This is a genomic window from Paenibacillus sp. N119s, from assembly GCF_059447605.1.
In genome coordinates this window covers 1-23,112 of the sequence record NZ_JCAJRU010000054.1, presented here as the reverse complement: position 1 = coordinate 23,112, position 23,112 = coordinate 1, and the positions used below count along the sequence as shown (strand labels likewise).

18 protein-coding genes are annotated in these 23,112 nt (G+C 45.7%); 6 read left to right on the top strand and 12 right to left on the bottom strand.

The annotated features are described in order from the left end of the window. On the top strand, positions 1–379 hold a 379-nt coding region (locus AC5V8P_RS09070; RefSeq protein WP_495473605.1), incomplete at its 5' end, for a winged helix-turn-helix transcriptional regulator. 94 nt (positions 380–473) lie between these two features. Here AC5V8P_RS09070 and padC read toward each other — a convergent pair. Beyond that, entirely contained in the window at positions 474–965 is a 492-nt protein-coding gene (padC, locus tag AC5V8P_RS09065; RefSeq protein ID WP_064796624.1) for a phenolic acid decarboxylase, read from the bottom strand. A 161-nt stretch (positions 966–1,126) separates the two neighbouring features. On the opposite strand from padC, the gene AC5V8P_RS09060 reads away from it, so the two are divergent. Continuing rightward, positions 1,127–1,678, top strand: a complete 552-nt coding sequence (locus tag AC5V8P_RS09060) for a PadR family transcriptional regulator (protein WP_064796625.1) — start codon at positions 1,127–1,129, stop codon at positions 1,676–1,678. 71 nt (positions 1,679–1,749) lie between these two features. Here the strand turns inward: AC5V8P_RS09060 and AC5V8P_RS09055 are convergent, their stop codons facing one another. From AC5V8P_RS09055 to AC5V8P_RS09045, 3 genes are read right to left on the bottom strand one after another with little or no spacing between them, the layout of a single operon-like run. Beyond that, positions 1,750–2,949, bottom strand: a complete 1,200-nt coding sequence (locus AC5V8P_RS09055; protein ID WP_064796626.1) for a Ger(x)C family spore germination protein — start codon at positions 2,947–2,949, stop codon at positions 1,750–1,752. Next, positions 2,946–4,040, bottom strand: a complete 1,095-nt coding sequence (locus AC5V8P_RS09050; RefSeq protein ID WP_064796627.1) for a GerAB/ArcD/ProY family transporter — start codon at positions 4,038–4,040, stop codon at positions 2,946–2,948. The genes AC5V8P_RS09055 and AC5V8P_RS09050 overlap by 4 nt, the downstream gene beginning before the upstream one ends. A 22-nt stretch (positions 4,041–4,062) precedes the next feature. Beyond that, complete coding sequence (locus tag AC5V8P_RS09045; protein ID WP_495473604.1) at positions 4,063–5,763, bottom strand: spore germination protein; 1,701 nt, start codon at positions 5,761–5,763, stop codon at positions 4,063–4,065. 238 nt (positions 5,764–6,001) lie between these two features. Here AC5V8P_RS09045 and AC5V8P_RS09040 point away from each other — a divergent pair, with 238 nt between their 5' ends. From AC5V8P_RS09040 to AC5V8P_RS09030, 3 genes are all read left to right on the top strand, one after another. Further along, entirely contained in the window at positions 6,002–6,343 is a 342-nt protein-coding gene (locus AC5V8P_RS09040) for a phage tail protein (protein WP_063211377.1), read from the top strand. 48 nt (positions 6,344–6,391) lie between these two features. Continuing rightward, the gene (locus AC5V8P_RS09035; RefSeq protein WP_064796629.1) at positions 6,392–10,282 is read left to right on the top strand and encodes an immunoglobulin-like domain-containing protein; all 3,891 of its coding nucleotides are present in this window, start codon (positions 6,392–6,394) and stop codon (positions 10,280–10,282) included. Positions 10,283–10,494: 212 nt separating this feature from the next. Continuing rightward, positions 10,495–11,688 (top strand): exosporium glycoprotein BclB-related protein, encoded by a 1,194-nt coding sequence (locus tag AC5V8P_RS09030; protein ID WP_064796630.1) that lies wholly within the window; start codon positions 10,495–10,497, stop codon positions 11,686–11,688. A gap of 67 nt (positions 11,689–11,755) precedes the next feature. On the opposite strand, the gene nirD is transcribed toward AC5V8P_RS09030, so the two are convergent. From nirD to AC5V8P_RS09000, 6 genes are all read right to left on the bottom strand, one after another. Continuing rightward, on the bottom strand, positions 11,756–12,085 hold the full coding sequence (nirD, locus tag AC5V8P_RS09025; protein WP_013369303.1) for a nitrite reductase small subunit NirD: 330 nt from the start codon (positions 12,083–12,085) through the stop codon (positions 11,756–11,758). Between the two features lie 41 nt (positions 12,086–12,126). Next, positions 12,127–14,556 carry a nitrite reductase large subunit NirB gene (gene nirB, locus AC5V8P_RS09020; protein WP_064796631.1) on the bottom strand — a complete coding sequence of 810 codons (2,430 nt, stop codon included), beginning with the start codon at positions 14,554–14,556 and terminating at the stop codon, positions 12,127–12,129. Positions 14,557–14,833: 277 nt separating this feature from the next. Next, positions 14,834–15,577: a trehalose operon repressor gene (gene treR / locus AC5V8P_RS09015; RefSeq protein WP_063211369.1), complete on the bottom strand. Its 744-nt coding sequence runs from the start codon at positions 15,575–15,577 to the stop codon at positions 14,834–14,836. Between the two features lie 75 nt (positions 15,578–15,652). Continuing rightward, positions 15,653–17,620, bottom strand: coding sequence for a PTS system trehalose-specific EIIBC component (treP, locus tag AC5V8P_RS09010; protein WP_064796632.1), 1,968 nt, complete (start codon positions 17,618–17,620; stop codon positions 15,653–15,655). A 105-nt stretch (positions 17,621–17,725) separates the two neighbouring features. Next, complete coding sequence (gene treC / locus AC5V8P_RS09005; RefSeq protein WP_064796633.1) at positions 17,726–19,453, bottom strand: alpha,alpha-phosphotrehalase; 1,728 nt, start codon at positions 19,451–19,453, stop codon at positions 17,726–17,728. A gap of 279 nt (positions 19,454–19,732) precedes the next feature. Then, on the bottom strand, positions 19,733–20,314 hold the full coding sequence (locus tag AC5V8P_RS09000; protein WP_064796634.1) for a LysE family transporter: 582 nt from the start codon (positions 20,312–20,314) through the stop codon (positions 19,733–19,735). Between the two features lie 115 nt (positions 20,315–20,429). On the opposite strand from AC5V8P_RS09000, the gene AC5V8P_RS08995 reads away from it, so the two are divergent. Continuing rightward, entirely contained in the window at positions 20,430–20,981 is a 552-nt protein-coding gene (locus AC5V8P_RS08995; RefSeq protein ID WP_064796635.1) for a helix-turn-helix domain-containing protein, read from the top strand. A gap of 112 nt (positions 20,982–21,093) precedes the next feature. On the opposite strand, the gene AC5V8P_RS08990 is transcribed toward AC5V8P_RS08995, so the two are convergent. Together AC5V8P_RS08990 and AC5V8P_RS08985 are read right to left on the bottom strand one after the other, a co-directional pair. After that, positions 21,094–21,663, bottom strand: coding sequence for a sugar O-acetyltransferase (locus AC5V8P_RS08990; protein ID WP_064796636.1), 570 nt, complete (start codon positions 21,661–21,663; stop codon positions 21,094–21,096). A 26-nt stretch (positions 21,664–21,689) separates the two neighbouring features. Further along, positions 21,690–22,892, bottom strand: coding sequence for an MFS transporter (locus AC5V8P_RS08985; protein WP_064796637.1), 1,203 nt, complete (start codon positions 22,890–22,892; stop codon positions 21,690–21,692). Between the last annotated feature and the right edge of the window lie 220 nt (positions 22,893–23,112).

Below are 23,112 nucleotides of genomic sequence, written 5' to 3'. Positions count from 1 at the left end.
AACTGTAAAAGACCGGATTGATTTGAAGCTGATTAATTGTGATAAAGAATTGACTCTCGCAGTCATCGGTGGCAAATGGAAACTGATTATTTTGTGGCATCTGGGTATGGAAGGCACCAAGCGGTTCGGTGAACTGAAGAAGCTGATTCCCCATATTACGCAAAAAATGCTGACTAACCAATTGCGCGAGCTGGAAGAAGATCAACTCATTCTACGTAAAGTCTATCCCGTCGTTCCTCCACATGTGGAATATTCGCTCACGGAGCATGGAGAAAGCTTAATTCCGGTACTGAAAGCGATGTACGATTGGGGATCTAACTATCGCGAGAACGTGATCTGGAAAGAAGAAGAAGCGGTTCAGGATGTCACAACCGTGTGATCCCTCATGATCAATTCACTCTCCAATAAACGCAAAAAAAGTCTGGACTGTTCATCACAGCCCAGGCTTTTTTATGTTCATCAGCAATGTTCGATTACATTTGCAGCTTCCCTGCACGAATGTCGTCTGTCATTCCAGCATAAGGTGCTTGGGAAATCAATTTTTCGTTGTTCACACCTGCATTTTCGATAAAGGTAATATCTGCAAATTCAGGAACCACATACTTCGGATAGGTTTCATATTTTTCACGTGATTCTTCCATCAGTGGAATAAAATCATTTTGGTAGCGCACCGTGATTTCCGGATGCTCATGAACCCATTTAGGGAAGAAAATAATACCATGCATTCGTTTTTCCTCAGGCATGAAGTTCAAGGAAACGTCGGTGCCTGTCGGTTCGGTCCACGATACTTTATACACATTCTCTACCAGCTTCACCAGATTGACCTTCTGATCACGTACCCAGCGTCCACCGACCATGCCGCTATGAATGCGATAATCAATCGTATCCTCATTTTTAATATATATTTCGTACTCCCAACCATTCTCATAGGTGTAAATCATGTGACTGCCGATAAACTTGTCCATCTTGCATCCTTCTTTCCTTATTATGAGTTTGTGAATTGAACAAGACACCAAAACAATAAACAATTCATTCAAACATGTAAATATAAACATGTTTTTAGTTACATGAAAATTGTAACGCTGTGATATACTATTGTCAAATACCCATTGCGAGGAGTACTACGTTGAAACGCACATTAAAATATGCCATTCTGGGTCTGGTTCACAAAGAGGAAATGAGCGGCTACGATATTACGAGCCAATTCAAGCAGGAAATCGGGCAATTTTGGAGTGCCAAGCACAGTCAGATTTATCCCGAGCTCAAAAGGCTGACTGACGAGGGACTTATTGAATATCGCACCTCCATTACAGGAGCCAAGTTGGAAAAAAAGCTGTACTGCATTACCGCCAAAGGAACCCGGGAGCTGACTGAATGGCTGCTAAGCCCCAAAGAGCTGCCGGAAACCGAAAAGGATGAGTTTATGCTCATGCTGTATTTCTCAGCAGCCATCCCCAAGGAAGAAAGCAAGCGCTTGTTCGAGGATCAGATAGTCAAACGTGAAGAAAAACTGGAATATTTGTACGAAAGTAAAAAGTCTCTCCAACGGCTGGACGAGAACCTTCATGTGCCCGGCTCTGGTCAATTCGGTCATTATTTGGTGCTGAGTCGTGCCATTAACCGGGAAGAAAGCTATATTACATGGCTGAGAGAAACACTGGCCTTGTTTGAAGAATAGCTGTTACAAAAAAGCCATTTCAGCAAAGCAGGGTTGTCCCCTGCCTGCGAAATGGCTGCTGTTGTTAAATATTAATCCGCCCTTATTCTAGTAGCCCCGTATTCCTCAATGTGAATATCGGCACTGACCTGTACAGGTATCGTGCTAAAGGTCGTATCCCAATCTGCTTTGACCTTGCGCCATACTTGAGGATGCTGAATCCGCAGGGCTTCTCCGAAGCCTCCAACATCTGCCTGCAATGTATGCATTTTGGCTACGGTTTGTTCTGCTAATGAGCTGACTTTCTCCTGAAAAATACTCTCTTGTCGGCCAAGCAGCCGGTTATTGCCTAAATTCTCATCCCGGCTATAGCTTTCCGAGAGCCGTCCCTCTGAAGTTATTCTTACGCGAAAGGATATGTCATCCCCCTGTACGATGGCCTTAATCCTGCTTTTTACCGTTTTGATCTCATATGCCATATTTTTTTGCGTTTTCGGATCAAGCTCTTTTAGAATCCCCCCACTCAACTCTCCTCTAATCCACATGAGACCTTCCACCTCGGATTCATTCAGAAAACCACCGTATGTTTGCGTCTTTCCCTTGATAACTCCCGCACCTGCCAGCTTGATTTCCTTCTGCGCCGTGATGACATTAGGTAGAACAAAGCTGCTTTTGGCCCTCATCGGTCCAATCACTTTAGCCAATGCAACGGGCTTGACGAGCCGTGCATTCCGTTTGCGGTTTGCAAAAATATCCTTTAAGACATAAGCTGGGATTTGGCCCGGGACGCTCTCCTGAAGCGCATCACTCGCCTTATCCGTACTAATCAGCAGCTGAACGCTCGGCCGGATGTCATTATCGCCCAAAAAAAAGTCAAGCAGCTCATACAGCGGAATCTTGCGAAGCAGACTGGAGCTGATAATAACGGTTTTCAAATGATATCCAATAGGAGGGCGATTGATCCGTAATGAAATTTCTCTTAGCATTTCAAAAACAGAATCCCCCGTTTCTTTAATGCTAAAAAATTTTTTGGCTTGTGAAGAAGTTTTGTCGGAACCGCCGCCTCCCTCCGGAATAATAAATTGAAAGGTTCCCGTAATTAACTCTTTTCTCGGATAATCTCCTCCTTTCTGTTTGATTTGCTCTTCTTGCGAAGATGGCTCCGCTACATCCATAGCAATACCTGCCTCCAAGTTCAAATCCTCCACTGGAGAACTGCTCCAGCAGCCTGAAAGTGTACTACATATCAGGAGGAATGCCATTCCGAGGAATCCCAATCGAATGCTCTTCATGAGCCAACTCCCCTCCAGCGAGAAATAAGCAGCAGTGGCAGCGGAAGCAGGGCAAACAAAAGGAAAGCTGCATTCCCGAGAATCGTTCCAAAAGAAAACAACTCATTGAGGTTTCTGGGTATTTGGGACAGGAGGTAAATGAACGGGAGCAAGATAAACAGAACCTTGGCATAAGAGACATTCAAAATCTGCGAAACTCCGATCGAAGCGCAGTATAAACCGATACTGAAAGTGTTGAAAATTTGCATAATCCAGATGGCCAATAATAGGGATTCAAACCTTTCGAGTACAAGATACTCCACTTCAAAGCTGCGGGCCAAATCCAGGAAAGGCCAGGTTCTGGTTACAACTCCCTCCACTGAGAAGGCTCCAATGCACAGAATCAAGGTGGCTGTATAAAAACTGACCGCGATTCCAATCCCCAATCCGATGGCCTGGGGGGCCTTCTCCGGTTTTTCCATACGACAAAGAACGATAAGCAGGCACTCAGTTCCCGTTAATGTCAGGGCAGTCGTCTTAATTGTTCTAAGTACTGGCATCACACCCTCCGATAGGACAGGACGCAAGTTATTCAATTCAAAAACATTGAGTCCCAGCAAGCAGATCAACAAAAAGATCGCTGTCGTAATCGGAAATATGAGTTGGCATATTCTTCCCAATACACCTATACCACCCATACATAAGTACAAGGAAGCCCACATAAAAGGGGCTGAAATAGCCCATGCCGGGGTTCCTTCAAGTAGAAAAAACGCCGTTACCTCCTCCACAGACCGGATTTCGTATGCGGCAATACAAACAAAATAAATGACGATCAGCGCGCCAATTCCTTTTCCAATGGCCTTGCCTGTTATTTGTTGAACGTACTGGTAAAATGTACTGTCGGGAAATCGTTGACTCAGTTTAATAATGATCCATCCGAGCAGAAAGGCTATAGCCCCTGCCAGAATGACAGATATCCACGCATCCGGTGTTTTTGCAACTTCAACCGCTACTCTGGGCAGGGTAAGCAACCCGGCAGCCAGCATAAAGCTAACGACAATTGCCGTCGTTTGCAATGTTGTAATACGATCCATTTTTTTTCCGCGAGCCATGCTGTTCCCTCCTATATTGAACTCATCCTCGTCGCTTCGGGTCTTTATGCTTTAATAGCATGGGTCTGTTTTTCATAAACTGAAACGGTACCCGCAGGAGGAAATCCTTCCAGTCCTTCAACGAACGGGGAGCCATCAGACTAAGGAATGGAACGCCAAAGCTTTGCAATTTAGTCAGATGAATACTAAGCATCAGAAAACACATGATGACCCCATACAACCCGAAGGTGGCCGCCGCGAACATGACTGCAAAACGGAGAACACGCAGGGAAATGCCGGCACTGTATACAGGCGAAGTAAAAGAGGAGATGGCTGTAATCGCCACCACAATGACCAGAATCGGACTTACAATCCCGGCATTGACAGCTGCCTGTCCAATAATCAGACCGCCGACAATCCCCATGGCCGGACCAATGGGTTTGGGCAGCCGAATTCCTGCTTCCCGCAAAATTTCAATGGAAATCTCCATAATCAGCGCTTCGATGAGCGTGGAAAAGGGAACACCCTGTCTTGCACTAATAATGGAAATGACCAGCTTGGTCGGAATTAGTCCGGGATGAAATGAAATAAAGGAAATATAAAGCGCCGGGGTAAACAAAGATAACGAAGTTGCCATGAAGCGAAGGAATCGAATCAGTGACCCCGGTATCCATCGTTCATAGTAATCTTCAGGAGACTGGAACATCATCCCATACGTGACGGGCACAATGAGCGCAAAGGGCGTGCCATCCAGCAGAATTGCCACACGTCCCTCCAGCAATGCAGCCATGACCCGATCTGGTCTCTCTGTATTCTGAATATGCACAAACGGGCTAAGAAAGTTATCCTCTATAAGCTGTTCTACATAGCCCGACTCCAGCACCTCATCCATATCAATGGTTTTAACCCGCCGCTTCACCTCATCTACAAGCTCAGAATCAGCGATATCTCTGAAATATACCACCATTAGCTGCTTCTCCACTCTTTTGCCGACTTTAAAGGATGACATCACCAGTTCCGTACTTTCCCCATGTCTGCGGAGCATAGCCGTATTATCGCTGAGTGTCTCCGTAAAACCAATTCTCGGCCCTCGCACTACCGACTCTGAGATAGGCTCCTCAACTCCTCGATTATTCCCCTTGGGTGTACCCAACACAAAAGCACCCCGTATACCTTCAACGATGAGGATTACTGAACCAAACAACACCTTTCGCAAAGCAAACTGTATATCGTATGTACATTCCGTCTCCGACACGAGCATGACCTGGCGAATAATCATATCTCGAAGCGCTTCTCCTCGTGGAAGCTCCTCATCCTTTTGCTCGGATCTCCCCCAATCCATCAGTGGCTTTAAAATGTTCTGATCCATACCCACCTTGTCCGTTAAGCCATCCACAAAAAAAAGAGTACATGCAGCATCCAGATTTTCCAGAAAAATAGGACGTTCATTTACGTCCGCCATATCCACGGCGGCTTGTCTCATTTTTTCAACATTGGCTTGATAGTCTGCGGTAAAGCCTTCCCCTTCCTTCTCATTTGTAATGGTATTCTGGTCTGCATGTTTCGAACGATCCTGTTCCTCCAGCAGCTTTAACCGCTCCCTGCGTCTGCTTTCCCGGCCATCCAGTGCTTTAATTTGCTGTACCGCCAAGAAAATAAGCAAAGGTACAATGAACAAAAATGAGGCCTCGATCCACACGGTCCAATTGGGCATGTATTTTATGATTGCCTTCCACACGTCCATTCCTCCTTGAATTCCATCGATTTGTATATAGATTTACCTGGATTAGAAAAAAGATGCATGAAAGATGAGGCAGATGGAACAAATTTCTTTACTCATAAAAGGAATAAAAAGGTGAATTTGATAGATGAACTGTATTGCAAAAGTGGAAATCCATGATAATATCTATTCATTCTATGACTAATGTCACAAATTTATTGAATTCGTGGTCCATTATTCGAATCTAAAAGGAGTTGTAGGTATGAAGAATCATTTTTGGAAGAAAGCCGCCGTATTGAGTCTGCTGGCGGTCATTTTGTTAGGAGGAACGGCGATCAGTCCCAAACAGGCTCAAGCATCGTCCGAGCCTTATATGGGGGAAATTACGATGTACCCGTACACGTTCGCTCCTAGGGGCTGGCTAAAATGCGAGGGCCAGCTGTTGCCCATTGCTCAGTATTCAGCATTATACAGTCTACTCGGCAATAATTTTGGCGGTGATGGAATGCGTACATTTGCATTGCCTGACTTGCGCGGAGCTTCTCCGATGCCGAATGTAGATTATTACATTTCTACCGAAGGGCTATACCCGTCCCGCCCATAATATGAATACGTTCAATAGTGTGTTATTTAACGAAGAAGAGGTGATAGCGTGCTCGAAGGCAATAACTTCACACGCAATAAATTAAACCCCTACCGTGTGCTGGTTCCACTTATGCCGTTGATCGGCGGTGCGTTCCTGCTTATAGGGACGAATGAAGCCCATGCTGCCAGTTGGGAAAATGTAGTGCTTAACAAACCAACTACATCCAGCGGTTACACCCAGCCCTATGATCCCTCCAAGGCTGTGGATGGATCAATTGAACCAACAAGTCGCTGGTATCAGGCGAGCAATGGCGAGAAATGGATCCAGGTAGATTTGAGAGACTGGTATATCGTAGATCGATACGTTGTTACAGGTATGGGGGTCCATTACGGGTGGAACGATCAACGTGATCCGTACAGTTTCCGATTACAGACGAGCAGCAACGGCAGTAATTGGGTGACTGCGGATACCGTGCAGAATAACGGGAGTTCTAATCTTCAAAAAAGCATCACTCCTGTAACTGCACGATATCTGCGATTATATATTGATCAAGGAAATGCCCGAAACAATCAATGGGCTTCCATCATGGAATTCGCGGCTTATGGGGAGCAATTACCCGTACCGCAGGCTCCGGGCCATTTTACAGGTACTAAAAATGAAAATACGGTGGAGTTAAGCTGGGATGCCGTTCCTTATGCAACTTCCTACAAAATCGTGCGTGATGGTATAACGCTCTATACAGGCAACTTAACCCAGTTCGTAGACACCTCAGCATTACCGCCAGGTGAAGCAGTCTACACGGTTCAGGCCGTGAATGCCAAGGGGGAGAGCACTCCCACAGAGGTTAAAGTGAATATTCTGACCGATGCCGAAAAAGTTGCACAGGCCAAAGCGACCCTTGCTTTAGGCTTCTCCCCTGGAGACACAGTGGATTCAGTTTCCCAAAAGCTGACACTGCCACTCACAGGGTTGAATGATACGACGGTGAGCTGGAGTTCCGATACTCCTGCCGTCATTACGAACGAAGGAACTGTAATACGCCCGCGGTACGATCTGGGTGATCAAAAGGTAAAACTGACAGCAACGATTACAAAAGGAACCGCCTCGGATACCCAAACTTTTGAAGTTACCGTTTCGAAGATGACTGCTCAAGATACATTAAATCAAGCAGCAGATGCCCTATCGCTGGGTGATTTGTCTGCGGTACAAGACAATGTATCACTCCCTTTATCCGGTTATGGTGGAGTGCAGATCGAATGGTCCTCGTCCAAACCTCTTGTCATTGCAGCAGATGGAACACTCACCAGACCTTCCTATAGTAGTGGAGATACGGATGTTACCCTAACGGCTACCCTGCAACTTGCAGGCTTAACGAAAACAAAGGATTTTACTGCACATGTACTTCGTCTGCCGATGAGCGACACGGAAGCCGTGGATGCAGCATATGAAGCACTTGAACTGCCGATCACAACAGTAACCGGAGACGTATATTTGCCCAAAGATGCTTTGAATGGTGTTCAGGTGTCATGGTCGTCGAGCCAGCCGCAGTTCCTGGATCATACTGGACATGTCACCTTCCCGACCTACGTACAGGGCGATCAGAACATCACGCTTGAAGCGGTTGTGTCAAGAGGCGGAGTGGAGCTTCGAAAAACCTTTAGCCTGCTCGTAGCCGCATTACCTGTAAGTGCTGATGAGGCAGTGAATTTGGCGGCAAATACACTAAATCTGGATTACCCGCAAGGGATTAAGGATTCTATCGCCCTGCCTCGTACAGGGGCATTCGACACCCGAATCGACTGGTCCTCGGATCAACCGGATATCCTCAGTGATAGCGGTCAGGTAAATCGGCCTAAATATACTGACGGTGATAAGAATGTACAGTTAATTGCTATGATTTCTAAAGGTATAGCTTCTGTCCAAAGAACATTCACGATTACCGTGCTGAAAGCTTTGCCGAATACACCTTATGTACGATTGAACGGCAATAATCCAATTGTGCTGGAAACTGGCGACACCTTCACTGATCCGGGAGCCAGTGTACTGGACAGCGTATATGGCAATATTCTGGTTCCCGAACTTTCAGGTATCGGCAATGTCGATACCAACGTACCTGGCGAATACGTATTAAACTATGCTTATAGCGATAATGGAAGCTGGACGGCAGAGCCAGCAGAACGCCGTATAAACGTGCTGCCCCGTGCTGTTGCGGCCACAGCAGGCAATGAGGATATCGCCTCTGTGATTGTTACGGGTGCTTTACCGCGCGCTCGGCTTGAGCTATACAATGCTCAGCAGGAGCTTATAGCGGAAGGAATCGCTTCGAGTGAGGGAAAATATATATTTTCACCTGTATTCGAGGGAACCAGCTATTATGTACTGCAGAGCGCAAACGGCATGAAGAGCGCTCCTTCTAGGCTAGTGTATCCACAAGGCTTAACTGCACAGCGTGTTGCGGATTCCATCACAAGCATACCTGCCCCTACAACAAGTGATACATTGCTTAGGTTGCCTGCTGTACCTGATGGCTTCCTTGTGGCCATTAGCAGTAGCAGTCAGCCAGACATCGTGCGTACGGACGGGACTATTTTTAAAGCAGATACTCCTTCCATTGTAACTGTCATACTGGATGTGATGAAGGTAAGCGATGGTTCTCATGCTTTAACACAAGCCATGGAAGTCACCGTCCCCGCCAAAGTGAGTGTGGATACTGGCAAGTCTAATAAAGATAAAACTGAGGATCAGGATCTGTCTACTGCCGAACAACATTTAGAATTCTCCGAACAAGGAAAAACGGTCTCCCTCTTTGTTCCTTCGGCGGCATTTCTGGACGAACAGATCCAACAAGCACTTCGCGAGGGCAAGGCATACGCTGATATTCGCTTGGAGCAGGAAAAGCAATTGAGTCGTATTCTCCTGACTCATTCTGTACTGAATAAATGGGATCGGATTGGAGCCTCGGTGATCTCTCGATATGGAACACTGATGCTATCGAGTGACACGCTAGCCAGTATGGGCGCTTCAGGCCAGCAAGACGTCACCCTATCATTCCAGCAGGCAGATCAGCAATTCCGCGATTGGGCTGAACAGCAATCCAATCTAAAGCTGATCGGGCAGGCTGTAGAAATTAAAGGTACCGTGACAGGGACTGCGTCCATCGTTCTGCCGCTGGATAGCGAATCCTCAAGTGAATTGCAGAATCTGAAACCCCCATTCTCCGTTCTTGTGAGGTATGAAAATGGTGAGCATGAGGTTCTAAAAGGCACTGCTGTGATGAATGCACAAGGAATTTTATCGGGAGTGAGTGTGAATACACCTCGGTTAGGTACCTTTGCCGTTGCCGTTTCTACGGATGCGTCTCAGATGGATCAGACCCATGCACAAAATGACCCCATCCTTTCGTCAGACTCGCAAGAGCCAGCTCAGGTATGGCCAGACCTACAAGATCACTGGGCAGCGAAGTCCCTACAATCTCTTGCAGCCAAAGGCTGGATGCAGGGCTATAAAGACGGCAACATGCGCCCTGAACGTGCGGTAAGCCGGGCAGAATTTGTAGCCGTATTGATTAGAGCTTTAGGAACAACTGGAGACGAGAGCCCGTCTACCTCATTTACAGATATGAAGGGACACTGGGCTGGATCAGCCGTGGAAACTGCACACCGTCAGGGATGGATTCAAGGACTAACCGCCCAGACGTTCGGGCCTGATGAGAGCCTTACCCGTGAACAGGCGATGGTGATCCTGTCACATGTGATGCAGAATCAGACATCTGTTTCCGGCCCTACAGGATTGCAATCCTACAAGGATAATCAGCAGATTGCTTCCTGGGCCTCCACAGCATTCGAAAATGCCATAGGTTCGGGTTGGATCAGCGGTTATCCTGATGGAACGCTCAAACCGAAAACCGCCATTAGCAGAGGCGAGATGGCTGAATTGCTGGTACGTATTTTCAAATAAAGCTGTTGAACACGTATAAATCTAATAGACTACACATGAAAGCGCGGTCCCAAGCTATTTGGGGACCGCGTTTTGTTATCGATATTTTATAAAGCGATGCTTGTGCATTCACCCTTTTTACTTCCATAAATATATTATGAATATCTGTAAAACGGGGCGATTAACCATCTGTCACCTCTACAGCAGGAAGAATGAGGAGGAGATATTTGAGCATGAAACATAAAAGATCGTTCAGGTTCAGTGGATCTTCAAAAAAAGACGAAGATCGCAGACCCACAAGAGAAAATAGAAATATCGAAGCGCTTCTCAAGCTTATTAATGAATTAACCTCGATCGTCCCCCTTCTATTCGCAAACCCTTCTGCAGCTAATGTATCTTTATTACAACAGCTTTTAAGGCAATTGCTGGCTCTGACGAAAAGCTTGAGACTTAGGGGTGGGGGAAAGGCAGATTTACTGGCAGCCTTGGAGCTTGCTATTGTAGCTTTAGAAGCCAAGCCTTTCTCCCCGATCAGCGTAGGGACTACATTACAGCAACTGCTGGATGCCCTATTGTCCATCGTTTTACAGGAATCCCTCAATCCAACGCTTAAAGACAGTTTAATCCGTGCCATCAGAACTGCGGGAACGACAGTTAGCAACGCATTAAGTAAACCGTATTTATCAGGGAATCCCGGCCCACAAGGGCCACCGGGACCTGTCGGACCTGGTGGTGCACCTGGTCCCGCAGGTGTACCGGGCCCACAAGGTCCTCCCGGGCTCCCCGGGCCTGTAGGGGCTGCTGGACCTGCCGGAGCTGAAGGTCCTGCCGGACCTGCTGGCGCCACGGGGGCAACAGGTGCTGACGGAGCTATCGGAGCCACAGGCGTTACTGGAGCCACAGGCTCGGGAGCAATCATTCCGTTCGCTTCGGGTGGACCGGCAATTTTGACGACCGTTGCCGGCGGGCTAGTTGGAACTACAAGTTTAATCGGCTTTGGAAGCTCGGCAACAGGGATAAGCCTCGTAAGTGGAACCATTGACCTCACAGGTACACTTGTAGGACCACTTATTAACTTTGCTTTCTCCGTTCCACGGGATGGTGTGATCACATCCATTGCCGGATATTTCAGCAATACGGTTGCACTAAACCTCGCCGGTTCATCTATAAGCATCACCGCCCAGTTGTTCAGTTCCCCAACACCTAATAACACCTTTATAGCTGTTCCCGGAGCTGCCGCTACATTGACCCCTCCACTGACTGGCAATATTGCTTTAGGAACGACTTCTAGTGGGATTGCTACTGGATTGGCTATCCCCGTAACCGCGCAAACCCGTCTGCTTATGGTTTTCTCTGCCACTGCGACAGGTGCCTCCCTCGTCAATACCGTGGTGGGTTACGCAAGTGCAGGTGTCACTATTACCTGATCCAAAACAAAAAGGGCCCCGCAGAATTGTTCCTGTCGAGCCCTTTTTATGCATTCTCTCAAGTGAATTAAACCGTTTCAAGCGATATTTTCACTACTTCTCCCTCTTCACAGACGGCGAACGTTTTAATTTGTCCATGGTCAGGCTCTTGAACGAGGCCTGTTTGCAAATCAATTTTCCAGTCATACAAAGGATCATAAATATAATGACCAGATACTATTGCCTCTGTAAGAGGACCACCTTTGGGGTGAGGATTACTATTTTCAACAGCATACAGCTTATTCTCCGAAGTGCGGAAAACAGCAATTTCAGCACCTTTGACGTGGATAGTGCGTCCTATTCTGATCGGAAAATCCTTGCTATGACCGACAACAAGCCATTCGGCATTCTTGATCATTTGCTTGCTCGCTTCCTTCCTCAGGCATTTTAGATGCAATTTTACACAATAGACGGAGTGACAGCCTCAAATAGATTTTTACGTGTATCCTCATCATGGATGATCTTTTTCCATGGGTCTTCGACCTGTTGTAATGCAAATTCAACGCGTTCTACTAAAGCTTGTCGATTAGCTGTATCGTTAACGACAGCCTTTTGAATCTCTTCCAGACCGATCCGTTCCACCCACTCGGAGGTACGTTCCAGGTATTGCCCTGTTTCCCGGTAGAATTGCATCACGGCTCCTACAATATCAATCAGTTCAGCGTCGGTTTTCACTTTACAGAGTGAATCAGCCAACCGTGCTTTAATACCGCCGTTTCCACCGATAAAGATCTCCCAGCCCCCATCGTTGCCTACGATTCCGATATCTTTCGTACATGATTCCGCACAGTTGCGTGGACAACCATTAACCGCTAATTTGAATTTTGCCGGGAAATCCAATCGTTCGAATTTCCGTTCCAGCACTTCGCCCATGCCCATCGAGTCCTGTGTACCAAAACGGCAAAATTGCGATCCAACACAGGTTTTCACGGTACGAAGCGACTTCGCGTACGCATATCCCGAAGGCATATCGAGTTCTTCCCACACTTTAGGCAGATCTTCTTTACGGACACCAATCAAATCCAGCCGTTGTCCCCCAGTTACTTTAACAACTTTTACATTGTATTTAAGCGATACATCAGCTATTTTCTTCAAATCTTCTGGAGTCGTTACACCACCGTACATTCTTGGCACCACTGTAAACGTTCCATCCTTTTGAATGTTCGCGTGCAATCGCTCATTTACAAACCGGGAATCTCCCTCATTTTCATAGGTATCAGGATTAATCATACCCAAGTAATAATTCAGCGCTGGACGGCATTTGGAGCATCCTTCATCATTATGCCAGCCGAGTACATTCATCACTTCACGCGTAGTGGTCAGCCCTTTGGTTTTGATTGCTTCAACAATCTCGTCCCGGCTCAAGGTTGTGCAACCACATATTCCCTGCTTGGCTGATGTTTTGAAGCTGTCTCCAAGAACATATTGCAAAATTTGCTCAACCACCGGCTTACATCCTCCGCAGGAACGCGTAGCTCCAGTACATGCCTTAATTTCATCCACGGTGGTTAGTCCATTTTCATTGATTGCTTCCACAATTGCCTTTTTAGTCACACCGTTACAGCCGCAGACAATTTCATCGTCCGCCATAGTTTCAACGGATGACGTTTTCGCCCCGTGATTGCCGCATCCAGTACCCATGATCTGTCCATAGATCTCATCTGTCATTTCCGTTTGCTGACGCACATATTTTTGCAGACTAGCAGATTCACTCACATCACCGAACAGTACAGTACCAACAATTTTATTATCACGAAGCAGTACCTTTTTGTATGTTCGCTTCCACTCATCCTTCGCTACAATCGCCGTATGTTCAGGCTGGGTTATGAATTCGCCAGCTGAGAAAACATCTACCCCTGAAATTTTAAGCTTGGTGGAAACTACCGATCCTGCATAGCCTTCAGTATCCACGCCTGCCAAATGCTTGGCAATCACACTTCCCTGTTCAAACAGCGGAGCTACCAGGCCGTAGCAGATTCCACGGTGCTCAACACATTCCCCTACAGCGTATACATCCGGCATGGAGGTTCTCATGAAATCATCGACCACAATCCCGCGGTTCGTTTCCATACCACTTTCTTTAGCTACCTGGATATTAGGTTTAATCCCGACGGCCATTACAACCAAATCTGCTTCCAGCTCGCTTCCATCCGAGAAGCGCAGTCCTTGTACCCGATCTTGACCGTACACTTCCGCAGTTTGCATTTGCATAGCAAACTTGATTCCCTGGCGTTCCAGTTCTGCTTTCAACATCGCAGAGGCTCCCCGGTCCAACTGACGTTCCATCAAATCTTCCATTAGATGAACGACCGTAACATCCATCCCGAGATTGACCAAGCCTTTAGCTGCCTCCAGCCCCAACAGACCTCCACCAATAACAGCTGCCTTCTTATAGGTCTTCGCCGCCTCCAGCATGGCCGAGCAATCTGCGATATCCCGGAACCCAATGACGCCTGGTAACTCTTTGCCCGGAATAGGTAGAATAAATGATTGTGAACCAGTGGCAATCAAAGCCACATCGTAATCAATTTCCAGTCCATCTTCGGTGTGAATCTTCTTGTGCTCACCGTCGATGCTTTTAACCATTTTTCCTGTATATAAAGTAATCCCTTGATCCGCATACCATTGCAAATCGTTCAGTATGATATCATCTATTGTTTTACTACCTTCCAGCACATAAGAGAGCATGATCCTGTTATAGTTCGGATGCGGTTCACTCCCCAGAACTGTAATTTCGTACTTATCTGTTAATTTTAAAATTTGTTCGACCGTATTGATACCAGCCATCCCGTTCCCTATAACCACAAGCTTTTGTTTACTGTTTATCATATACCGGTTCCTCCATTCATTCGACGATACTCCCTATCCGACGACATCTCCTACGTTCCTATGAAATTCTGTTTATGCTTCTATTTTAATACAGCAGATAGGTCTATATGTGATCGGGATCACAATGTAGTTAAAATTATAAATAATTAGGGTTTTCCCTATTTCACTTCAAGGGATAATGGTAAGAGCCGTAATGATAGAAGTATCATCGAACAAATCTATTTGCCCTGAAAGTCAAAAAGGAACCCCTCTTCTTAAGAAGAGGGGTGGGGTCAGCTTAAAAGTCGGATTTTCTCTCTTCACCGTGGGAACGTCTGGCAAAATCGACGAATTGAAATTTGTCCAGCCGATGCCTTGATTCGGTGTACTGGAACAATGTCGTGTCTTCCAGATAAACATAGTTACGTACTACAACCACATGAGTATAGTTCAGGAGGTCCATCAGCCTACGGTCTTCTTCATCTGCATCTTCTACAGAAACGACCTTTTTGGCATAACTGATTGGAAGATGGAGTTCTCCCTCCAGATATTCATAGATGGATTCCCGGCTAATGTCCTCGGTAAGCACGGGTACAATGTCTGAGCGAAAGTAGTCTTTATCCAGTATGACGCATTCACCTTCAATTTCACGTGCACGAATGACTTTCCAGACCCAATACTTGTCTTTGTCAATCTCCAGATGAGCAGCTATATCATCTGGAACGGGAATCAACTGATTTTCATGAACAATGGTTTGTGATTTGCGCCCAATCCGCTCAGACATTTCTTTAAAACTGACCAATCCTCCTATCGGAAAATCCATCCGTCCGATATCCAGAACAAAAGATCCTTTGGCCTTTATTTTATGGATATACCCATTTTGTGCAAGCAAATGAAGTGCCTTACGCACGGTCTCACGAGAAGTGTTATACTCCCGGGCCAGTTCATTTTCAGAGGGCATTTTCGAGCCTGGAGCCAATGCGCCTGTCTGAATTCGTCCCGAGTATTCTTGATAAATTTGCAAAAATATATTCTTAGTCAATTTTCATCACCACGTTAATTGTAGCATTCTTTCACTGACCAAGTTACTAAAAAAGGCTAGCAGGACGGATCTGACTTAATTCGTATGGTCCGATGAAGAATTCAAATGAATTCTCATTAAGACATATTGCAGATTGTTCGCCTCGCCCGGCAATTCTTCAATTGATTCAATCATACTCTGCCCGTCAGGGACAATAACCGGTGTAATAATAGGATACCCCGATTTCTGGATCAGCTGACGGTCAAATTCCATCAGAAGCTGGCCCTGCTCCACGGTTTGACCTGTCTCCACATGCATGGTGAATCCTTCTCCCTTTAACGACACCGTGTTGATTCCTACATGTACCAGAATCTGCACACCTGTCGGATGCTCCAAAATCAAGGCATGCTTGCTTTTCACCATGATGTGAATGACCGTCCCACTGAAAGGGGCTAGAATCCGGCCATCCTGCGGTTCCACTGCAATACCTTGCCCCATCTGCCGTTCGGCAAAAGCCGGATCAGGAACCTGCTCCAATGGCACCACATGCCCCAGTACCGGAGTCTTTACTTCCAGCACATTCAGTGCAGAATGGCGGCGGCTCGAATCTGTCTGTACGGAGTCGTTAACTGGTGTCGTAGCTGGTGTCTGACGGCGCTTATTTAGCAGTTTCCCATACATGAAGGTTAAAGCGAACGGCACAATCAATACGATTGCCATCCCGACGAAGAATACTCCCCAGTTGTTTGGGAAAATAGACAAGAAACCCGGAATCCCTCCTACACCAATGGAAGAAGCCATGACATGATTTACAGTAAGCAGGATACCTGCGATACCGGAACCGACCATTGCGAATACAAACGGATATTTATACCGGATATTCACCCCGAAAATGGCAGGTTCGGTTACACCGAGAAATGCAGACACGGAAGAGGTAAGAGCCAATCCTTTTCCCTTTTGCTCCTTCAATACCAGCATCATTGCCAATGCTCCGGCACCCTGAGCGATATTGGACAGCGCCAGCATCGGCCATAAGAACGTGCCACCCTGCGTACCAATTAATTGCACGTCCACCGCCAGGAAAGTATGATGCATTCCCGTGATCACGAGCAAGGAGTAAAAGCCTCCATAAATCAGGCCACCCAGCGCAGGAGCCAAATCGAAAACGTATACAAGACCAGACGTAATTGCATTACCAATCATAAAAGTAACTGGACCGATCACTGTAAAAGCAAGAAATCCTGTGATTAACAATGTAATCGGTGCTACGAGCAACAGCTTAAATGAATCCGCTATCTTTTTATTGAGGAATTTCTCAATCTGTGCGAGCACGTAAGCGGATACTAAAACGGGTAAAACCTGACCTTGATAACCAATCTTGTTCACTTGCCAACCAAACAAATCCCACACCGGAACGGTTCCTTTGGTAACAGCATCCGCATAACTGTATGCACTTAGCAGATCCGGATGAACCAGAATCAAGCCCAGTACAATCCCGAGTAAAGGACTACCGCCAAACCGGACAACAGCCGACCATCCAATCAAGGCAGGTAGAAATGTAAATGCGGTGCTGGCAATGGTATTAATAATTGCTGCAAAGTCAGTCCATTGAGGATAGACCTGAACCAGAGACATTCCTTCGAAAAAGATCCCTTTGCCTGTCAAAATATTATTTATGCCAAGCAATAAACCTGCAGTCACGATCGCGGGCAAAATGGGAATAAAGATATCTGCCAGCGTCTTGATGGCACGCTGAATCGGGTTTTGTTTTTTACTAGCCGCATTTTTGACATCGTCCTTAGAAGCCCGGCTGCCTCCTGTAATGGAGATCATTTCGTCATATACCTTATCGACCAGACCTGGACCAATCACGACCTGATACTGTCCTTGTGAAGAAAATTGACCTTTGACCAGATCATTTTGTTCGAGTGCTTCTTTATCGACCAGCTTATCATCATACAGGGCAAATCGCAGACGAGTTACGCAATGCGTAGAGGCCTCTATGTTGTCTTTACCACCAACGGCTTTTATAATGTCTTCCACCTGTGCTCTTTCAATCGCCATCTAGTCCACTCCCTCGACGTTTGCTCATTTTTAAAGCAGCCACCCCGGCTTAAAATGAATGTACTACCGGGGGACTACTAGACATTTTCATACGATTCACTAAGGTTAACGAACAATCCACATATAGGAAGCGTACGGCGTCAAAGAGACCACCTGATTTAGCTTCGGAGTATGCTGGGTATTCCCGCTTAAAAGCTCAGCCGCATCCAGCCCTTTATTTTCTATAGATGAATAAAATGAATCCGGTATACGGAATTGTACATCCTGCCCGCTAAAATTAGAGATGACGATCAAAGTCTCTTGTTCATTGCTGCGTTGATAGGCATAGACCTGAGGATGAGCTTCATCCAAGCGTTGATAAGTCCCATCGGTAATAACCTGTACCGTCTTACGCAGATGAATCAGCTTACGATAATGATTGTAGATCGAGTTCGGGTCCTCTAACTGAGACTGAACGTTGATCTGCGGATATCGTTCATCTACCTTTATCCAAGGTGTACCTGTAGTGAATCCCGCATTGCGAGTGTTATCCCACTGCATCGGTGTTCTTGAATTATCACGGGACCGCTCTCGAATGATATCCAAGGCTTCCTCTGCACTTTTGCCCTGCTCCTGTAAGATACGATACATATTCAGAGATTCAACATCTCGAAATTCTTCAATATCTGACCACTGCGGATTAGCCATACCAATCTCTTCACCTTGGAATATATAAGGTGTTCCCTGAAGTCCATGTAGCGTGGTGGCCAGTAGCTTGGCACTTTCCGCATGATATTCGCTATCATCCAAAAAGCGAGAGATCGCCCTTGGCTGATCATGATTGTTAAAAAACAATGCACTCCAGCCGCCACCCTGTTGCATGCCAATTTGCCAATCCGAGAATAGCTTTTTCAGCTTTTCAAAATCATAAGGCATGAGTTTCCACTTTTGCCCGTTTGGATAGTCCACCTTCAAATGATGAAAATTAAAGGTCATGGATAATTCTTTTCTGTCCGGATTGGAATAACGGATACAGTGATCCAGTGAGGTGGAGGACATCTCCCCTACCGTGACGCTGTTATACACTGAAAATACTTTTTCATGTAATTCATGAAGATATTCATGTACATGCGGACCATCCGTATAATACTTACGCCCGTCCCCAGGAGCCGTGCTTCCATCGTCGTTCGAGAATTGCTGATCTTTGGAGATTAAATTAATGACATCGAGCCGGAAGCCACTAACCCCCTTCTCTGCCCAAAATTCCAGCACATCAACAACTTCCTGACGGACTTTGGGATTTTCCCAGTTTAAATCCGCCTGAGTCTTATCAAACAAGGTTAGGAAATATTGGTTTGTTGCCTCATCATACTGCCAAGCTGGCCCACCAAACTTGGAAATCCAGTTATTCGGAGGCCCTCCATCAGGTGCTGGGTCACGCCAGATATAATAGTCCCTATATTCACTATCCTTAGAAAGCCGAGCCTTCTGAAACCAGACATGTTCTGTTGAAGAATGGTTAACCACGATGTCGATCATCAAGTGCATCCCACGTGCTCGAATTTCCTGGCTCAATTCTTCAAAATCCTGCATTGTTCCATAGTCAGGATTAATCCGGCAATAATCAGCTACATCGTACCCGTTATCACGCTGTGGCGAGACATATACAGGCTGCAACCAGATAATATCAACACCCAGTCCTTGCAGATAATCCAGCTTTTGTGTCAGTCCTTTTATATCACCGGTTCCTTTGCCCGTCGTATCGTTAAAACTTTTGGGATAAACCTGATAAACGACTGATTTGCGCCACCAGTCCTGATCTTGAGGAATTAAAGCCTTGTTCATTGCTTCCATCCATGCTCATTCCTTTCTTGCGAAATGAAGTAGCGTAAAAGATTTTAGTAAAACGCTTTCAACTTCTTGTATATACAAGATTAAATCATGTATATACAGGTTGTCAATATATACTTTATTTATTAAGGTCATACCCGTTTTAGAACTGGGTGATCAGAAAACTTACCCATATTTCCCGATTATATTTCATGTCCCTTTGAATGAACTCAGTTCACACGAAAAAGGCTCCTGCCTATAAGTCAGGAACCTCTCTTTTTCTATGAGAAATACGGTATTCATTTATATCCAGATGGACAGCGCACTATAAAGGAGCAATAAGGCCATTAGGATATTGAAGGAGCGCTCATACTTATTCAAGAAACGTTGAAACATAGCGCCGAAAACCGCCCAGCACATAACAGCTGCAAAACCAATGCAGGTCAGAAGTAACGATATCATAAACAGTGTCATATACGACGCATCATAAGGCATTACAAACGTTGAAATGACCGTAATACCGTACAAAATGATTTTTAAATTGATAAATTGCAGCAGCAATCCTGATTTGAAGGAATACCCTTCATTAGGGTCATTGTCCTTCGTAGTAGGTTTGCTCTTCGCTATTTTTACTGCCAGATAAAGCATGTACAGACTACCGAGAACATTCATCCAGACCTTGACCCGAGGCAAGAAATGATATAACGCAAGATTAAAATAGCAGGCTAACAGCATAATAGCAAAACATCCTGCCGTTACCCCCAGTAAGAATGGAAATGCTCTCTTCAAACCTAACCGCCTGGCACTGTCTAATGACATAATATTGTTGGGACCTGGCGTAAAGCTGGTAACAAGTGCATACGACAAAAATGGAATAAACGGCATGCAATAATCAACTCCAGTGTGTTATAATCGAATAAAATGTACGTTAAAGCGCACATTCGTACTTCATAATTGTACATTATGTTCTTTATATAGCACAATAGGGAGCGAAAAAGTGATGGAGCCTATTAATTTGATTTTAAGTAAAAATTTAAAGCATTTAAGGAATGAAAGAAAATTAAGCCTAGACAAATTAGCCGAACTCACTGGGATCAGTAAAACGATGCTCGGCCAAATTGAACGGGGAGAATCGAATCCTTCGATTACAACGGTGTGGAAAATTGCGAACGGCTTGAAAATATCATTCACTGCCCTGATTAGTGAACCGCCTGCCGATGCCGTAGTTGTTCCTAAAAGCAAAGTACAAGTGCTTGAAGAAAACAACCACTATCGTTTGTATCCGTTTTTCCCCTATGAAGGAAACCGAAATTTTGAGGTCTATACCGTAGAGATTGAAACAGGCGGGGAACTGAGTTCTGCCCCACACCGTGAGGGTACTGAAGAATTTATTACCGTCTTTGAGGGTGAAATGGTGGTAAAAGTCAGCGAAGAAACGTACACAGTGAAAGCTGGGGATTCGATCCGCTTTAAGGCAGACCGTCCACACATATACTATAATTTAGGAGAAACGCTGGTAAGGATGAATATGATCATTTATTACTCTGTATAGTTCAAATCCTTGAAGAGCATACCTGTGAAAGTCCTTAAATTTAAAAGATCCTATTAAAACAAGGACTCTTTTAATAGGATCTTCGGTATAAATCAGTTAGCCTGTATGTTATTCAGGAGACGGCAACTTGCTTAATTATCCGTGCCGGATTCCCGGCTACGATCATATGATCTGGCACATCCTTGGTTACTACCGCTCCTGATGCCACTACGACGTTATTCCCTATCGTAACACCGGGATTAATAATCGCCCTACCGCCAATCCATACATTGTTGCCAATCGTTACAGGCCTTCCATACTCTGGACCCGCAATTCGTTCAAATGGATCAATGGGGTGAGTCGCTGTGTAAATATGGACTCCCGGAGCCAGAAAACAATTATCCCCAATGCGCACTTCGCAAACATCCAAAATGGTACAGTCATAGTTGGCATAGAAATTTTCCCCAACATGAATGTTGTATCCGTAGTCACAGCGGATGTTGGGTTCCATGCTTATATTTTCACCGGTGGAACCGAAAAGCTCCTTAAGTAACTTTTCACGATACTCACTATCCGCCTCAGTCGTCTGATTAAAGAGACGTACACATCTTCTCGCATACTCTCTTTCACTCGCTAATTGAGGATCAGCTGCTACATATAGCTCCCCATCCAGCATCTTTTGTTTTTCCGTTTTCATAGACATGCGACAATCTCCTTTATATTTTAATTTCATTTCTTTTCTCTCATCCCCACGGGCCGGGCAGCACCTGATATCAAACCAGCAACAATAACGCCAATGAGCACAACAATTAAGGCATGCAGGAGTCCCACATGTTCACCTAAGAGCCCTAATCCCGGAGGCCCCACTAAAAAGGCAAGATAACCGATGGTGGCTACGGCCCCTACCCGGATAGCTGCACCACGAGGATCATCTCCAGCAGCTGATAAGCCTACAGGAAAGCCAAGTGAAGCTCCAAGTCCCCATAACAAGATACCCAATCCAGCCAAGAGATCATGCTGTCCCCAGATCACTAAAATAATACCCACAGCAGCCAGAACAGCACTTCCTTTCAGCACAGGAACGCGACCGAATTTATCCAGTATAAATCCACCTGTGAAGCGTCCAATGGTCATCGCGGCCACGAATAGACCGTACATATAGGAGCTTGTTAAGGAGTCTACGCCATAACCATCTACCATCGTTAGCGGCAGCCAGTCATTCGCAGCCCCTTCGGCAAACGCCATCCCGAGCACAATGATCCCAATCAGCAGGCTTCGTCGTTCTTTCCAGACAGCAAGCTGAGCCTTGATATTAGATCCACTCTTTTGGGAAGAAACATCCTGTTCTTTACCTGTATCGCGGGGCAAATAACGGTACAAATAGAACGTTACTGCGGCAATTATGACGGCTATAGCTCCAAAATGAACCACTACAGGTACGTGTACCGCCGCTGCTCCAGAACCGATGATAGCTCCTGCAAGTGTCCCCATACTAAACGAACCGTGAAAGGCGGGCAAAAGCGTTTTATTCAACTGATTTTCTACCGCAGAACCTTCGACATTAAGAGCTACTTCAGCTGTGCCATAGCCGCTGCCAAAGATGACCAAACCAACAAATACGATGCTCGTAAATGAAAATGCAGCTCCCAATCCTACAATAAGAAAACCAATTACAATCAAAAGCGCACTTCCCAGAATGACTGACCGTCCGCCTATACGAGAAATAACATTGCCCGCACTAAGGAGGCCCAATAAAGAACCCGCGGCTAACCCAAAAATAATGATCCCCATTTCGGCAGTCGAGGCATGCAAAATATCTCGTATAACAGGCGTGCGGGACACCCAGGAAGCAAAAGCTACACCCGGTAAGGCGAATAAAACAAATAAAATATTACGAACTACCCTAGGATTCATGGAGGGTTCTACTGTCATCGATTAGCTCCTTATCGACACTTTTTATGATTCTTTTAATAAGTAGCATTATAACAAGTTATTCTATTCGCATCCAGCATTAATATCAAAAAAACTTGGCGGTATGCTACGCTGTGAGAGGTAGCTTCCGTTTTTAGAGCTTTATTATTAGAAGCTCTTTCTCTTCCTCCCATGTCGCCCTAATCCGTTCCATTTAGGAAAACATAAATAAAAAACGTCC

What these genes read in the sequence shown, in the direction of transcription:
- AC5V8P_RS09055 (WP_064796626.1), bottom strand. Translation starts at nt 2,949, where the DNA reads ATGAAGAGCATTCGATTGGGATTCCTCGGAATGGCATTCCTCCTGATA.
- nirB (WP_064796631.1), bottom strand. Translation starts at nt 14,556, where the DNA reads ATGATAAACAGTAAACAAAAGCTTGTGGTTATAGGGAACGGGATGGCT.
- nirD (WP_013369303.1), bottom strand. Translation starts at nt 12,085, where the DNA reads ATGATCAAGAATGCCGAATGGCTTGTTGTCGGTCATAGCAAGGATTTT.
- treC (WP_064796633.1), bottom strand. Translation starts at nt 19,453, where the DNA reads ATGGAAGCAATGAACAAGGCTTTAATTCCTCAAGATCAGGACTGGTGG.
- treP (WP_064796632.1), bottom strand. Translation starts at nt 17,620, where the DNA reads ATGGCGATTGAAAGAGCACAGGTGGAAGACATTATAAAAGCCGTTGGT.
- AC5V8P_RS08990 (WP_064796636.1), bottom strand. Translation starts at nt 21,663, where the DNA reads ATGTCTATGAAAACGGAAAAACAAAAGATGCTGGATGGGGAGCTATAT.
- AC5V8P_RS08985 (WP_064796637.1), bottom strand. Translation starts at nt 22,892, where the DNA reads ATGACAGTAGAACCCTCCATGAATCCTAGGGTAGTTCGTAATATTTTA.
- AC5V8P_RS09050 (WP_064796627.1), bottom strand. Translation starts at nt 4,040, where the DNA reads ATGGCTCGCGGAAAAAAAATGGATCGTATTACAACATTGCAAACGACG.
- padC (WP_064796624.1), bottom strand. Translation starts at nt 965, where the DNA reads ATGGACAAGTTTATCGGCAGTCACATGATTTACACCTATGAGAATGGT.
- AC5V8P_RS09000 (WP_064796634.1), bottom strand. Translation starts at nt 20,314, where the DNA reads ATGCCGTTTATTCCATTTTTGTCGTATGCACTTGTTACCAGCTTTACG.
- AC5V8P_RS08995 (WP_064796635.1), top strand. Translation starts at nt 20,430, where the DNA reads ATGGAGCCTATTAATTTGATTTTAAGTAAAAATTTAAAGCATTTAAGG.
- AC5V8P_RS09045 (WP_495473604.1), bottom strand. Translation starts at nt 5,763, where the DNA reads ATGGACGTGTGGAAGGCAATCATAAAATACATGCCCAATTGGACCGTG.
- AC5V8P_RS09040 (WP_063211377.1), top strand. Translation starts at nt 6,002, where the DNA reads ATGAAGAATCATTTTTGGAAGAAAGCCGCCGTATTGAGTCTGCTGGCG.
- AC5V8P_RS09030 (WP_064796630.1), top strand. Translation starts at nt 10,495, where the DNA reads ATGAAACATAAAAGATCGTTCAGGTTCAGTGGATCTTCAAAAAAAGAC.